11 protein-coding genes and 1 pseudogene are annotated in these 14,057 nt (G+C 42.9%); 5 read left to right on the top strand and 7 right to left on the bottom strand.

The window, feature by feature from the left end; genetic code table 11:
- Positions 1-307: 307 nt before the first annotated feature.
- The 3 genes and pseudogenes from R7Q46_RS01615 to R7Q46_RS01605 all read right to left on the bottom strand — a co-directional run.
- Positions 308-616 (bottom strand): annotated as a pseudogene (locus tag R7Q46_RS01615) (S1 RNA-binding domain-containing protein); the annotation flags it as partial.
- Positions 617-975: 359 nt separating this feature from the next.
- Positions 976-1,188 (bottom strand): cold-shock protein, encoded by a 213-nt coding sequence (locus R7Q46_RS01610; protein ID WP_005375644.1) that lies wholly within the window; start codon positions 1,186-1,188, stop codon positions 976-978.
- A 307-nt stretch (positions 1,189-1,495) separates the two neighbouring features.
- Positions 1,496-1,744, bottom strand: coding sequence for a hypothetical protein (locus R7Q46_RS01605; protein WP_005375646.1), 249 nt, complete (start codon positions 1,742-1,744; stop codon positions 1,496-1,498).
- A gap of 289 nt (positions 1,745-2,033) precedes the next feature.
- Here R7Q46_RS01605 and pcp point away from each other — a divergent pair, with 289 nt between their 5' ends.
- The 4 genes from pcp (at position 2,034) to R7Q46_RS01585 (ending at position 5,647) form a co-directional block, all read left to right on the top strand.
- Positions 2,034-2,672, top strand: a complete 639-nt coding sequence (pcp, locus tag R7Q46_RS01600; RefSeq protein WP_239932950.1) for a pyroglutamyl-peptidase I — start codon at positions 2,034-2,036, stop codon at positions 2,670-2,672.
- A 198-nt stretch (positions 2,673-2,870) separates the two neighbouring features.
- Positions 2,871-3,134: a hypothetical protein gene (locus tag R7Q46_RS01595; protein ID WP_239932952.1), complete on the top strand. Its 264-nt coding sequence runs from the start codon at positions 2,871-2,873 to the stop codon at positions 3,132-3,134.
- Positions 3,135-3,197: 63 nt separating this feature from the next.
- Positions 3,198-4,184, top strand: a complete 987-nt coding sequence (locus R7Q46_RS01590) for a CobW family GTP-binding protein (RefSeq protein ID WP_239932953.1) — start codon at positions 3,198-3,200, stop codon at positions 4,182-4,184.
- Positions 4,185-4,354: 170 nt separating this feature from the next.
- Positions 4,355-5,647, top strand: a complete 1,293-nt coding sequence (locus tag R7Q46_RS01585) for a DEAD/DEAH box helicase (protein ID WP_239932955.1) — start codon at positions 4,355-4,357, stop codon at positions 5,645-5,647.
- A 64-nt stretch (positions 5,648-5,711) separates the two neighbouring features.
- On the opposite strand, the gene R7Q46_RS01580 is transcribed toward R7Q46_RS01585, so the two are convergent.
- From R7Q46_RS01580 to R7Q46_RS01570, 3 genes are all read right to left on the bottom strand, one after another.
- Positions 5,712-8,738 carry a DUF6701 domain-containing protein gene (locus R7Q46_RS01580; protein WP_318077243.1) on the bottom strand — a complete coding sequence of 1,009 codons (3,027 nt, stop codon included), beginning with the start codon at positions 8,736-8,738 and terminating at the stop codon, positions 5,712-5,714.
- Positions 8,739-9,044: 306 nt separating this feature from the next.
- Positions 9,045-9,884 carry an arginase family protein gene (locus R7Q46_RS01575; RefSeq protein ID WP_025768977.1) on the bottom strand — a complete coding sequence of 280 codons (840 nt, stop codon included), beginning with the start codon at positions 9,882-9,884 and terminating at the stop codon, positions 9,045-9,047.
- A gap of 6 nt (positions 9,885-9,890) precedes the next feature.
- Positions 9,891-10,625 carry an IclR family transcriptional regulator gene (locus R7Q46_RS01570; protein WP_005386192.1) on the bottom strand — a complete coding sequence of 245 codons (735 nt, stop codon included), beginning with the start codon at positions 10,623-10,625 and terminating at the stop codon, positions 9,891-9,893.
- Between the two features lie 348 nt (positions 10,626-10,973).
- On the opposite strand from R7Q46_RS01570, the gene R7Q46_RS01565 reads away from it, so the two are divergent.
- A complete protein-coding gene (locus R7Q46_RS01565) occupies positions 10,974-12,446 on the top strand; it encodes an EAL domain-containing protein (RefSeq protein WP_005386194.1) in 1,473 nt (490 codons plus the stop codon).
- Here R7Q46_RS01565 and modF read toward each other — a convergent pair.
- Positions 12,434-13,888: a molybdate ABC transporter ATP-binding protein ModF gene (gene modF / locus R7Q46_RS01560; RefSeq protein WP_025768975.1), complete on the bottom strand. Its 1,455-nt coding sequence runs from the start codon at positions 13,886-13,888 to the stop codon at positions 12,434-12,436. The two genes, R7Q46_RS01565 and modF, sit on opposite strands and share 13 nt — an antisense overlap.
- Between the last annotated feature and the right edge of the window lie 169 nt (positions 13,889-14,057).

Here is a 14,057-nt window from a genome sequence, read left to right as displayed (position 1 = left end):
CTAGTGCGCTAGTTAAAAAGTACAGTTTGTGTAGGGGATAATAGTTGTGATGTAGAATCAGGTGGTTTGAATAGGTGCAAAAAAGCCTCGAGAGATCCTAGGCTGTCATAAGAACCTCTCGAGGCAAACAGAGTGCTGGAAATACACTCTGCGATGGTGTCTGGAAACAAAAATTAGATTCGTTTCCTATGTCAGATATTAGGGTTTTAGAATGAGTCGATGTCAGCGAAATGTCACAAGTTAATTGCGGTATTAAAAGCTTATTTTTTATTTTTGATTAATGGATTAGAAAGTAACCTAAAACAGGCTAACCTACCGCGTGTTCCGCATTTTTTAAGTTGAACATGATCTTTCTTTGTTTCGAATCGGTGTCTTTAACCAACACGTGCACTTTGGTCCCTAAAGTAAACGTGGCGCTCTGGCTGGAAATTTTTTGTTTGACTGCATCAAATTCGAACTCACCATTTTGGAAAGTTGATAAAGGAATGAGACCTTCGATTCGGTTTTCCTCTAACTCAACAAATGCTCCGAAGTGTGTGAATCCAGACGCTGTCCCTATGAAGTGTTGTCCGATAAATGGCTTCATGTAATGGCATTTCAGTGCAAACTCAATCTCTTAGCTAGGGATAATGTGCTCGTAATTATTAGAATTTATTTATTGAGCAGATATATTTAATTTCATTTTTTCTCTTATATTCGCCAATCGCTTTTATTTTATAAACTTTATTTTTATGAGCAAAGCATGAGGCGAAGTGATTCAGATATGAATGAGATTAATTTAGTTCCAAACTGGAATTGCAAGGTAGACTGTGTGGTTACCTAAAGATGTATACCAAAGTGACTTTATTGAAAGTGATTAATGATGGTGTGGGAGAGGTAAGTGATTTGGGTATATAAACTTAGATAGAGAATAGTAAGGACAGTAATAAGTGGAAGGGGATTGTGGCACCAACAACATTGATGCCACACAAAGAATTACAGTGCAGTTACTTCAGCTGCTTGTAAACCTTTGTTACCTTGTTCAACAACGAACGATACTTTTTGGCCTTCAGTAAGAGTTTTGAAGCCTTCAGAAACAATAGAACGGAAGTGAACGAATACGTCATCACCGCCATTGTCTTGAGAAATAAAACCAAAACCTTTAGTTTCGTTGAACCATTTTACTGAACCAGTTAATTTATTAGACATAGATACCTCTATATTTGATTGTTTTAAATATTGAATTTTTAGCTAATATCAAGTGCTACTATATGATTTTAGAGATAACTATTTTGTCGCAGGAACGTAAACGAGGAATTCGATGTGGAACTGAGAGAAACTTTGATCTTTAATTACATTAATAGCTCTTTCCGTAAGAGCTGATGTGCAGTATACCGACAAAATTAATAAAGGCTAGCCTTTTCTTTTTTATTTTTTTGAGTACACCAAGCGCATTGCTTTCAAAGCATACGCTTGGTGTATAAGACGGCGTGATGTTATAGGTGGCGTCGAGCGCTTAGTGTTTTCTGGTTGGGCCGTTACGAACGATGTCTTTACCATTGTCATATACGTGCTGCGAAACCCAGCGGCCAAGGAGCAATTGGTGCTTTTCTCCTAATACGGCAACAAATGGACGGCCATCGGTATTAGAGGTGGCTAGCGCAACGCCAGTGACACCTTCAAGACCCAGAGCGCCGCTTTCTACTAAATGCAGAAATGCCTCTAACTCTTCAATCGTTTCGATTACATGGTTATCAATATTCATTGTATTCAATCTCTTCGAATTGCATTGCGGTCGCGTACTCTACCTAAGTTAAGCGTGGAAACCAAGCTTCTACGTGCGTCATGTAATGAGAGAACCTTGCCCTGCCACTAATCATCAATAAGTTAGTCTCGATAGTCCGGAACTTGCCTAGATTCAATGAGGCAGAAAACACTCTCTGGTTAGACATGAGTCACACAATGTTGTCTGGCTTATGTCAACAATACTTTTGCTATTGGATGGGGTGAAGGGGAGTGCAATAATTTGTAAAACTCTTTTCCTAAAGGCTGTTATGAAGAAAGTCCTGATTACCGGTTTTGAACCTTTTGGTGGTGACGCCATTAACCCCGCCTTAGAAGCGGTCAAGCAATTAGAGGCTGCGGCCATAAAAGGCGGTGTGATAGTTACTTGCCCAGTCTCCGTAGTTCGATATGACTCGGTGAAAGTCGTTATTGAAGCGATAGAAGCGCACCAGCCAGATTGTGTGATTACCGTTGGGCAAGCGGCCGGACGTGGCGCGATCACCCCAGAGCGTGTCGCAATTAATGTGGATGATTTTCGTATTCCAGATAACGCTGGTCATCAGCCGATTGATGAACCCGTGGTGGCTGATGGTCCTGATGCTTACTTCTCGACACTACCGATAAAGCGTGTTGTGCAAACGTTGCAAACGCAGGGTATACCTAGCCAGATTTCCAACAGTGCTGGAACATTTGTATGTAACCATCTCTTTTATGGGATCCAACATTACTTGAAAGACAATCCGATTCGTCACGGGTTTGTTCATATTCCATTATTGCCAGAACAAGCAGCAGATGGCAGTCAGCCTTCTATGTCTTTGGACATGATAGTCGAAGGGCTAAAGCTGGTGGCGCAAGTTTGTATTGCCAATGATAGCGATATCCTGGTAAGCGGTGGAACGATTTGCTAGTAAGTGTTTTAAAATCCAGTAAGTATCTGAAAGATAATACTAAGCTCGTCGTTTGATGTTGTAGTAAATGTTAGCTTTGTCAAATTTCACAAGTAGCGAAAGGAGTAGCATTGAATAGTCAGGTTGGATGTTGTTCAAACTGACATTCCTCTAGTACAGGAGGTGTTAGGGGGCTAACTTTACGAAAGGCGAGTTATTATGAAAAGCAACAAAAGTAAGTCAATCGCACTTATCTCTGTCGTTGTTTTCGCGTTGGCTATTGCTGCGCTTAAATTCGAAAACACGCTCGGAGTTCTTCCCATCGTAGTCGCTATTATCGCGTTTTTTACTTGCGTTATTTATACCAGTAGATACCTGTCTGATATGAAGCGTTCAGAGTTGATAAGTCAACCCAAACAAGCTCGAAAAATGTGTTCCAACGCATCATGCAATGAGCTTGATGCGTGCGATAAAAAGCGTTGAAGCGAGTCACATTCTCCGTATACTTTGCTGGAGCATTAATGCACTAACGTGTCGGAGATAAGCATGTCAAATCGAGTACCAACCAACATACTGACCGGATTTTTGGGTGTCGGTAAAACGACCACGATTTTAAATCTACTGAAGAACAAACCGGAAAACGAAAACTGGGCGGTTTTGGTCAATGAATTTGGTGAGATTGGCATCGACGGTGCATTGATGACCGACCAAGGTGCGCTGATTAAAGAAGTGCCGGGTGGCTGTATGTGTTGCACAGCGGGTGTGCCGATGTCGGTCGGTATTACCGCGTTACTGCGCCAAAAACCGGACCGTTTATTGATTGAGCCGACAGGCCTTGGTCATCCAAAACAGGTTATCGCGACGCTTACCTCACAGCAGTATGAACCTTACGTTGATCTAAAAGCGACGATCGCTCTGGTTGATCCGCGTAACTTAAGTGATGAAAAATACCTTTCTAACCAAAATTTCGTGGACCAGTTAGACAGTGCAGATGTGGTTATAGGTAGTAAGGTTGACCTTTGTACCAGTCACGACATTGATGTGTTTAATGACTGGGTGACGGACCAATCTCCCTCAAAAGTATTCAGTAAGCTTATTCATGATGGTGAGTTACCGATAGAAGTATTGGATATCGAACGGGTTTACGGCAGCGCTTCTTCCCATATCGAGTCACATCATCATGACCATGCTCACCAAGAGCCTCAATTCCAGTTGCCGCCAGGTGAAGCCTTTGTGCGCAAAGAGAACAAAGGGCAAGGGTATTTTAGCTGCGGGTGGTTGTTTGGGGCAGAGTACACGTTTGATTTTGATAAACTTTTCTCAATGCTTTCGGACTTAACGGCGGAACGCGTTAAAGCGGTGGTCAACACGGATCAGGGGTGCTACGCGTTTAATGTTGCCAACCGAGTCGTGTCGGTGAATGAAATCAGCTTAGAAGGGTTTGAATCACGATTAGAAGTGATAGATTCTCAGCTGTTGCCATGGGATGAGCTTGAGCGAATTCTCCTTCAGTTGTCTGGCATCAAGCGTTAAATCGAACAAATGTTAAACGGAAACGGTGAGCCAGCAATCTGTCTGCGTTCGCCGTTTTTGCTTTTGTAGCGTTTCAATGAGAAAAGTGAGATAAATCACTCAAATTCGGGTATAGTGCACGGCTAAATTTTTAAAGCTATTTTTAGTGGTTTGTTTAAGGAATACGCTCAATGTCATTTTCATCTCAAGGTTTTGCGCCAGAAGTGGTTAAAGCACTGGCAGAATGCGGTTATGAAAAGTTAACGCCAATTCAACAGAAGGCGATTCCAATGGCTCGCAAAGGCCATGATATTTTCGCTACAGCACAAACAGGTACTGGTAAAACGGCTGCGTTTTCTCTGCCTATGATTCAGCAGCTGCTAGACAGTAACCGTAGCGCTTCTCGTAAGACTGCTCGCGCACTTATCATGGCTCCAACTCGTGAGCTTGCTGAACAAATTGCTGACAACATCAAAGCTTACACGAAGTACACGAACCTGTCGGTGGCCGCGATTTTCGGTGGCCGTAAAATGTCTTCTCAAGTAACGGCATTAGAAAACGGTGTAGATATCCTAGTGGCTACACCTGGTCGATTGGAAGAGCACATTGAACAAGGTAATGTCTCGGTCGCACACTTAGAGTTTTTAGTGTTTGATGAAGCAGACCGTATCTTGGACATGGGCTTTATTCACGCAGTACGTAAGATCATGCTAGATGTGGATACTGATCCGCAAATTATGATGTTTTCGGCAACGACTTCGAGCCAACTAAATCTGTTAGCAAAAGATATCCTGCGTAAGCCTAAGCGTATTGAAGTTGAGCGAGCGAATACGACAGCACAGACAGTTGCTCACGTGTTATATCCAGTTGATCAAGAGCGAAAAACGGAACTGCTTTCGGAGCTGATTGGTCGTAAGAACTGGAAACAAGTGTTGGTATTTGTGAACTACAAAGAGACCGCAAACGAAGTGGTAAAAGAGCTGAAACTTGATGGTATCAAAGCGGTGGTTTGTCATGGTGACCGTGCTCAAAGTGCTCGTCGTCGTGCGTTAGAAGAGTTCAAGTCCGGTAAAGCACGTGTCATGGTGGCTACCGATGTCGCTGCTCGAGGTCTAGATATTGAAGATTTACCTCACGTTGTGAACTATGACATGCCTTTTCTAGCGGAAGATTACGTTCACCGAATTGGTCGTACAGGCCGTGCAGGTAAACAAGGTCATGCCGTTTCATTTGTAAACCGAGATGAAGAGCTCACGGTTGTTCAGGTTGAAAATCTGATCCAGCAGCGAATTCGCCGTATTGAGCTTGCAGGCTATGAACCAAAACAGCGTGAATCTTACATTGAAAAGCTGCACTCAAAACCAGCGTTTAAGAATCGTCAAGGTCGTCGTAATAACCCGAACCAGTCGGCAACAGACCAAGGGTCGGCAGAGCGTCGTCTTGCTATGGTGAAGCGCCTGAAAGCGCGTCGTGGCGTAAAGTAAATTACACAGTCTGTGTGAAAAGAGCCCCTCAATTGAGGGGCTCTTTTTGTTTTGTCGTTTCGCGTTAATTTAGGCCAAGCATATTTGGCTCACCACGATAAATAATGCGATCGTTTCCTCGGTGAATACCAAACGTAACTGTAACAGGTGGATTTTCCTCTTCACTTGTCGTGTTATCCCAATCGTATTTCAGCCAAGGGATGCGATTACCTGAGCCGTCTAAATCCAGGTGGAATTGTATTTGCTCGCGTGCTGAGTCAATTTGGCTTGCAACGATATCGGTCATCCTGCCAACATGCATTGTCCCAACTCCAGAAAGCATGGCGTTGTTTGCAGGCGCATTCGACCAAATTGGCGTGCTGAAGTAATATTCACCATTCGCCGTCGTTGAACTGTCATCGAAGTTAGTCGTAAATCGACCGTTTTGCCAAGTTTCTACAGCAAGTGGCACTTTGAACACCATGCCTTGGTTGCCACCTACATCTTGAAAGTTCAAACGACCGAATCGAATGTCCGGTTGTTGAGTGAGCATTTCGCTGTTATCAAAGAAATTTACCTCATCAACGGCTTTAGTCGTGACTATACCTATTTTGCTGCTGTCACTGTTAGTCCCTTTATTAAATGGGCCATCAGGATATTGCTTATCTGTCGTGTTCTTTCTCCAGCATGGGCTATTGTTACAAGTCGCATTGGTCGAGGGCTTCTCTATAACAAACGTTCCAACACTCGCGCTACCCAGTAGTTTCCAGTCTACCTTCTTAGGCTTAGGCGGCAAAAACCGATCGGAGTATGAGCTTAGCTCGCCTAAATCGAAATGTTGTTGAAGGTTAGACGAAAAGTGGACGTAATTCTTCACGTTTTCCTTATTCGCATTGAGTGCGACAACATCGTAAGTGACTTTCTCAAAAGGTTGATTCATGTAAGCAAAAGTTTGGCCATGTGGGTAGTGCCATTCTTGGTCTTGCACTTGAAAATATTTTGGGTAAAAACGACCAACGTAACGATAGCCTTCGTTCACAGTCATACCTAGATATTTACTTTCTAGGTTTGCTTTTACTCTCAAGCTCCCGACTTCTTCCCAATATAATCCATTAAAGACGAATTGATCATTCTTGGCTGAATTATGCGCCTGAGCCAGTGAGTCACTACTTTTTAGCAATTTTGAGGTTTGGTTCGCTGTCTCTGATGGCGTATGTTGCTCACTCGACAAGACAACCGATGCTGCTGGAGCGTCATCAAGCGTAAAATTACGGGTGATAGAAGCATTACAATAGCGTGCTGATTCAACAGACCCACTTACAGAGCCGTCAGGTTGCCAAATGATTGGTTTCACCGTTAGAGAGAAAAGTTCTCCGGCAGCAAGAAACCCTTCTCCTTGTTCAGAGGTGCCAGAAGGCAAAGCACGTTGGTTGTCACAAATAGCGAGTGTCCATGGTCGCGAGTGCACATTAAATGTCCCTTTCACTTCCACTTTGCCTTCTTCAGGGCACTCTTCAAATCCCTCACATTCAAAATGATCGGACAATGTCACTTCAAATATGCCGGACTCGTTCGTGACAAGACCATGTTCAGACAAGCCGTCTTTAAATTCCGCTGAATAGCTAAAGTTTCCTTCACTTCCTCCTAATGGTTGAACCAATGGATGAAAAACCTTAGGAGTACCATTGTAGTTGCTTGCGACTACAGGTTCGCCGGTGGAAGCACAAGCAAGCAATCGCGTATGCACGTTTTCTGGTTTACCTGCAATAACGCGTATTTCATTTAAAGTGGCGCTTTTCGTCTTTGAGTAGGCCTCAAACATAAATGGCGTAAACATAAAGCTAACCGTTTGATGTTTGCTGGTGTCTTCTGCCATAGTGAAAGTCAGCGTGTAGTTAGTACCTAACGCGATGGTATCAATATCGTTCGGGACCACTCGAACAACGAGCTCACCATTGTCGTCAGACATAAATTGGTTTGCTTTTAATGTCTGCTGACCTTTGATCACCTCTAAAGTGAACAAGTCAGGGTGTGATAGGGCTGCACTGACTTCTGCGCTTACAACTTCTCCATTATTGGTTGTCATTGCTGTAAATTGCGGAAGATCGTCGCCGCACATCAGTGCCATGTCGTCCGATGGTGTGACGCTGAGGTTTAAGTCGTTCTCCGATGGAGGCTGCATGCTGCAATTCGGAACATCTTGAGGGGTGATTGGACAGATTTGGGAAGAGTAGTGACAATCAGCCTGGTCAAATCCACAGTATTGCGTGTATGTGTTGTCTTGTGCTTTCGTTTGTGCACTTCCTGGCGCTTGTTGGATTTCACCACAAACTTGACTAGGCTGATTTGGAGCGTTGTTGAAGTTCAATGTGTGGAAGTATTTAATTGCTGCGGTGGAACTATAGAATGAGCCACTTAATGTAGCTGACGATCCTACAGATTCAGCCGTACCATAGATCGACATATCTTTTATAATCAGAGAGTTGTGCGCAGAAACATCACCGACGACAAAATGGTCTTGTAAAGGATGGTTTGTTTTTAGGTGTAGTGTTTCGCCTTGTGATTCGACCTTACCACAGATGTTTGTATTAAGTATATTGGTCGTGCTGTGTGTCGAAATATCTCCAATAATGGTGTTGTACGTTCCATCAATGTTAAGTGTCGAACCTGTTAGCTTAATATTCCCGTCTATGAGAATGTTATGCAGCTTTGTTGGGTATGCCGATAGAAGATCACCATAGATGACAGTGTGTTTGTTTTGGTAATCGTCGAGGTTTGATGCTTTCTCATTGTTAACCGTTAATCCGGTAGCGAGGGCGTGTAGAGAGATACGTTTATTGGGTTCACCAATCGTATTATTCCCCTCTAACACAATTCCATAATCTGCTTTTAACGTTATCTCTTTTTCCGGTAATGAGGAGACAATTTTATCACCAGCGGGTAGGACTAGTTTCCCTGTACAGCGATAAGTCGTGCCATCGCTTTCGATACTAAAACTCTTGTGTGAGCAAAGTTGACCTAACTCAGATAGATCTTTTACGTCATAGGTGGTGGCGTGTGAGGTTAGCGGTAAAAAAAGAACCGCAGTGAAAATACTGCAAAGACGCATCATCAAATGTCCTAATGAGTGGAACAAGATGGCATCAAGCGAGCGTGAGCAAATGCTCACTGAAATTGGAATAGCTGCGGTACTTTTTGTTTTGAAGCCGCTTAGTTATTGAACTTTGGTTGTTTTTTATTTCGTATGTCATACCAAAGTTTAGCGGCCTTATTACAACGTAAGTGTCAGGTTAGTTCAAGAGGCAAGTGTGATGTGTGTCGATTTATATGTGTAACTATTTGTTAGTTAAGGATAATAAGTAAGCATGTTGGTTCAGAATCAGGAAGGACGCGATCCTGATTCTGAATGTTTATAACGCTAGGCAGCGTGAACGATGAGTGGAGCCATCTGATATAACTCTTCTAGTATGGCTTTCGTTTGTCTCGAATACACCAGACAATCTCGATCGCCAACGAGCTGAATTGCTCTCACTTTACCTGCAACCAAACATTGCCTAATCGTGCGTAGAACCATTTGGATATCAATTTCTGACGCGCCATCAAGGCTGTTTTTGGTTTTTAGAGATCCAAGGTCGATACTAATGATTATTTGGTCGCAGTGGTCTAGGTAATTGCCGATCTGTTGCTTAACATTATTGCGATGACGAAAAGAAAACTCTTTATCGGTTACCCAGTCACAACCTTGATCCTCCGCGTATTCCCACGTTTCTTGCTTTGTATCTTGTTCGCTAACACCAGCAAAAAATAATCGCACGTTTTGATAGCGAGAAAGAGCAAAATGGAATGCCGAGCCTAAACGTGGTTCAAGTGTTGGTTTCAAGTTCATGTCATGTCCAATATTTACCACACCCACTTCGTCTCGATAGGACACGACCACAGGTAACATGGACAAGATTGCCTCGGTACAGTTAGTGACTAAAACAGGAATTGAGTGGCGAGAAAGCGAAAGGCTTAATGCTTCCTGAAACTCGCCATTTTCCAGCTTGTCGTGGTTGAAGTGACCAAAGTTTTCAGCGGTTTCATGATCATGCTGTTGGTATAGCCAATCGCTAGCATTTTCCAAACTTTGATCAGCTAATTCAAACGCGCCCTTAGACATGGGTGGCAAATACTCACACACTGTCATAAAAGAAAAAGGGTAATGCTGCGGCTGTTTCACGGTGTGGTGGAGTTTATAGCGTTTGAAAAAGCTTAACATGATGAATTACCTTTCTGGTGGTAGTGCCCTTGCCGCTTGCAGTACATGTAAAATAATGCGCTGCTTATCCTTTTCGACTCGGTGGGCCGGAGCCATCACCGAGACTGCGCCAATCAGTTTGCTTCCTTTCATTACCGGTGCGCTAATACCTGAAACACCAGGGTCAATCTCAGAAGTACTGACGGCATATCCGTGTTTACGGATGGTTGTGAGCTCTTTTTCCCACTCGTCACGTCGGTGATCTTGATTAAAATATCTCAAGATTTTCTCGCATCGACTTTGAGGCATAAAAGCAAGCATCACTTTAGATGAGGCACCGCGCAGCAGAGGTTGACTTTGACCCTGGACGAAGCTGCAACGCAGCGCCTGCATACTTTCTTTCTGTCTGACACAAAGCGCACGATAACCCGCTGGTACCATATAAGCGGCCATTTCCCCGGTTTGTTGTACCAACCTAGCCAGTATGGTTTCGACCATGTCGAGCCCATGTTGCGCGGTCTCATAGCTGTGCATGAGTAATAATGCCGCCGGACCAACTACAAATGTCTTGTCGTGAACGCTTTCTTCGATCAAGTTCCACTCTTTAAGCAGTTTTAAGTGTCGGTAAAGGCTGCTTAAAGGAACGTTCAATTGCTCGCTTAGCGTTTTCGCAGAAACTGGGAACGGACTAACTGCAACTTGCATTAACAACTGCAGTGATTTTTCGTTTACCTGGTTAGCATTAGCTTTGTTTGTCGTCATGAGAGTGTTGTAACGTGTTGTAGGAGTTACGACAAATATAATTCTTAATCACTGAGAAAAGAAAAATAATTTTAATGGGTAATTCTTACATGATGAGAAACAGACAGGTAAAGACTTTCGCAAGTACCGATAGACATAACATGGTGTCGAATTAAAGTCTCAGGTTTGAGGCGCTTGATACTAAATTGGAACAGGAGTGAATAAGACATTGTTTAGTTTGCGGTATTACTCAGCGTTTCGCATACTGAGTTAATCCAAACAAATAATGTTAAAAAACGTGAGTTGCTAGCGGGTATCGGAATCGAGGTACCATCTCAGTAAATCGGTTTTATAAAAGGTTACTTTTATATGCTGAATAAGGCGATTTTTAAAAAAGCCATCATTTTTCTTCTGCCTATTCCCTTGGTTATTGGAGAGGTTTTGTATTTAGCTCGTGAAAGCGTGCAAAACAATCTCAATCATTTATTAGAAAAAAATGTGCAAATTGCAGATGAAATTTTATTCCAAATAGAGACAGAAAACCGCACGGCGTTGCTACACCCTGAACGATGTGAAGAGCTCCAGCAAAGCTTAATGTTTGAACGAGATATTGAAGAAATGCTCATTGTGAAAGAGGGAGTCATTACTTGTTCTTCGAAATTGGGAAGTATCTCTAAACCGTTAGCTGAGCACATCGCCTTTCCCAAGGGACAAACGCTAGCGCTTGGTAGTGTTGATAGCTTGTACGATCAGTTCTTGCTAGTGGTAACGGAAGGAGAGCGGGGTTATCAAGCCGTAACGATTATCGATCATGACTACTTTAATGCGACAATAGGGTTTAACAACGATTTACGCCTAAAACGCTCTGCGCTGTTTATCCATGATCAAGTTTCACCAGAAGGAGCATTAAGAGCGGGAAGTAATCCTATCGGTATCAAATCGTCGCAAATGTTTGAGTATGAAGCTTTGAGTGAAGCCAGCGATCTTTTCGTCAAACAGAGAACACTTTCCTATTTTTTGTACTCAATTCCAATTATTTTCGTGATCTACCTTTGCTTGTATGCGTTGAATAAGTTTATTGATCCTCATCGCAATTTGATACTGGATCTTAAAAGAGCGATAAAAAGAGGAGAGTTGACCCTGTATTACCAACCGCAAGTTAACGTTGATACCGGCCAGTTATTCGGGTTTGAAGCGCTAGTGCGATGGGAGCATCAAAGTAAGGGGTTCATTTCTCCGGATGAGTTTGTCCCTGCGGCAGAGCAAAGTGGATTGGTTTTTTTACTTACTGATTTCGTTCTGGATAAAGCGGCAGAGGACTTCAGTAAATTAGGCTTTGATCAGCCTGTCCACCTTGGTATTAACGTGCCGCCTGGTTATTTAGTCGGACCAAACGCGATCAGAAAAATTCAATTGCTCGACAGACAGTTGAGCCGAAACAAAGTCTCATTAGGGGTAGAGATAACGGAGCGTCAGCTCATTGATTCAGAGGCGAGAAAATGCATTGCAGCACTGCGAGTGCATGGTATTGATGTGCTGATCGATGATTTTGGAACTGGCCAAACCTCGTTAGCATTTCTACAGCACATGCGCATAGATTACTTAAAAATCGATAAGTGCTTTGTCGAAACCATTGGTATTCCTAGCCTTAGTGCTTCTGTCTTAAAAGCGATGGTTCACTTCGCGGAAGAATTACAAGTACAATTGATCGCTGAAGGCGTGGAAACCATAGCACAAGCTGAACACTTAAAGCAGATGGGAGTGAGATATCATCAGGGATACCTGTACTCCAAACCATTACCTTATGAGCAGCTTGCGCAGCGAAGTCATTATGATTGGTAGACGTTAGCTCTGTAACACTGAGCATTTTCATCAAACACAAACTCTAACTCATTTTTGATGCTATCTAAGCGGTCTTCTTGGTAGTGAGACACATACAATAGTTGGCTTAAATTCTCTCTAGCGATGAGTTCAAGTGTGTTCTTAACTAACCGTCTACCCAAAAAATCTAACCCTTGATACGGCTCGTCCAAAATCAATAATGTGGGTTGTTTCACGATGGCTCTTGCAATCAGTAATAGTCGCTGCTGACCGTACTCTAATTGCTTAAATGAGGTTTTTTTGTACTGGCTCATATGTAAGATATCGAGCCACTCGTTTGCAATATCCATCTCTTTGCGAGTTGGCTGGTTATACAACCCAATCGAATCGTAAAATCCTGACAAAATGACTTCTAATGCGCTGCAATTGACTCGATATTGGAGGTGTAGCGCTGAAGACACCATACCGATATGCTGCTTAATTTCCCAGATTGTCTCGCCAGTACCACGCTTTTTACCAAAAATATCAATGTCATTGCTGTAGCATTGCGGATGATCGCCAAAGATCAATCCAAGTAAGGTACTCTTTCCACAACCATTTGGACCTTTGACCTGCCAATGTTGGCCCTTGTCTATGCGCCAGTTCAAGCCAGTAAAAATCTTCTTATCGGTGTATTCAACAGCCCCATTCTTTAGTTCAAATATTGGGTTGTTGAATGGTGTCGAGTGCTGATGCTGACGTATCAAGCTCATCATTTCTTCACTCTGTTGTTCTGACTGAGATTTAATTTGTCCAATGATTGGATGATTATCCCAACTGGACTTATCCATTGTACTATCAAGCTTTCCTGCACTGAAAAGCGCGATGCTATTGATCCACTCAGGCATGTCAGATTCGCGAGAGAAGGTTATGAGTAGTTGCACATTTTGAGAAAGCGAGTGTAAATAGCGAGCGAGAGCAGCTCGGTGCGCAATATCTAAGCCAGTAAATGGATTATCGAGTAATACTAAGTCAGGTTGTGTGGCTAAAGCTCGGGCGAGCATTACTCTTCTGGTTTCTCCGGTAGAGAGAACACGGAAGCCACTATCTCTAAGATGACTTAGGTCGAGATCATTAACTAGCTGTTCAGTTAAGTTAGTGTCTTGGCTCTGTTCTAGGATTAATGAATAAACAGTGCTTCCTTGGTCGATACGATCAAGAAAATCCGTATCATCTTTTTCTAATTCTCTTTCCAGTAATCGCTGTTGCTCTGATAACGACACTTGCGCAACGGATAGCCCATTTAGCTCAATTTCCCCACTATTTGGTGACATTTCATCACAAATAAGGTCTCCAAGCAGAGAGCCAATATCTCCATCCGCGCTGAATATCCCCCAAGACTGCTGAGTGTTAATTTTCCAATCGTCAATAAACAAGTGTGTCGTGTTTCTCTTAGCTGCAAGCTGACGAAAGTGAATAGTCATTGTGTTTGTCTTCCTTGTTTTCGTTTTAGTGGATTACTTATAACAATTTACGAACTCAGTACGGAAGCGCTTTTGTGTATTAATTTTGAACAGTGCTCAGTCTTGTGCATATCAACGAAGCCTTGTATTAGAGGATAAAAATGCGACTAGAGTCATTAAGTAACAAGTA

It is taken from the genome of Vibrio sp. 811 (assembly GCF_033339195.1).
Note: the sequence above shows the minus strand (reverse complement) of the source record. Positions and strands in the feature narration are given on the sequence as shown.

Bases quoted from the DNA above. Each gene is read 5' to 3' on its own strand.
- R7Q46_RS01610 (WP_005375644.1), bottom strand. From the start codon at position 1,188: ATGTCTAATAAATTAACTGGTTCAGTAAAATGGTTCAACGAAACTAAA.
- R7Q46_RS01605 (WP_005375646.1), bottom strand. From the start codon at position 1,744: ATGAATATTGATAACCATGTAATCGAAACGATTGAAGAGTTAGAGGCA.
- pcp (WP_239932950.1), top strand. From the start codon at position 2,034: ATGAAGAAAGTCCTGATTACCGGTTTTGAACCTTTTGGTGGTGACGCC.
- R7Q46_RS01595 (WP_239932952.1), top strand. From the start codon at position 2,871: ATGAAAAGCAACAAAAGTAAGTCAATCGCACTTATCTCTGTCGTTGTT.
- R7Q46_RS01590 (WP_239932953.1), top strand. From the start codon at position 3,198: ATGTCAAATCGAGTACCAACCAACATACTGACCGGATTTTTGGGTGTC.
- R7Q46_RS01585 (WP_239932955.1), top strand. From the start codon at position 4,355: ATGTCATTTTCATCTCAAGGTTTTGCGCCAGAAGTGGTTAAAGCACTG.
- R7Q46_RS01580 (WP_318077243.1), bottom strand. From the start codon at position 8,738: ATGATGCGTCTTTGCAGTATTTTCACTGCGGTTCTTTTTTTACCGCTA.
- R7Q46_RS01575 (WP_025768977.1), bottom strand. From the start codon at position 9,884: ATGTTAAGCTTTTTCAAACGCTATAAACTCCACCACACCGTGAAACAG.
- R7Q46_RS01570 (WP_005386192.1), bottom strand. From the start codon at position 10,625: ATGACGACAAACAAAGCTAATGCTAACCAGGTAAACGAAAAATCACTG.
- R7Q46_RS01565 (WP_005386194.1), top strand. From the start codon at position 10,974: ATGCTGAATAAGGCGATTTTTAAAAAAGCCATCATTTTTCTTCTGCCT.
- modF (WP_025768975.1), bottom strand. From the start codon at position 13,888: ATGACTATTCACTTTCGTCAGCTTGCAGCTAAGAGAAACACGACACAC.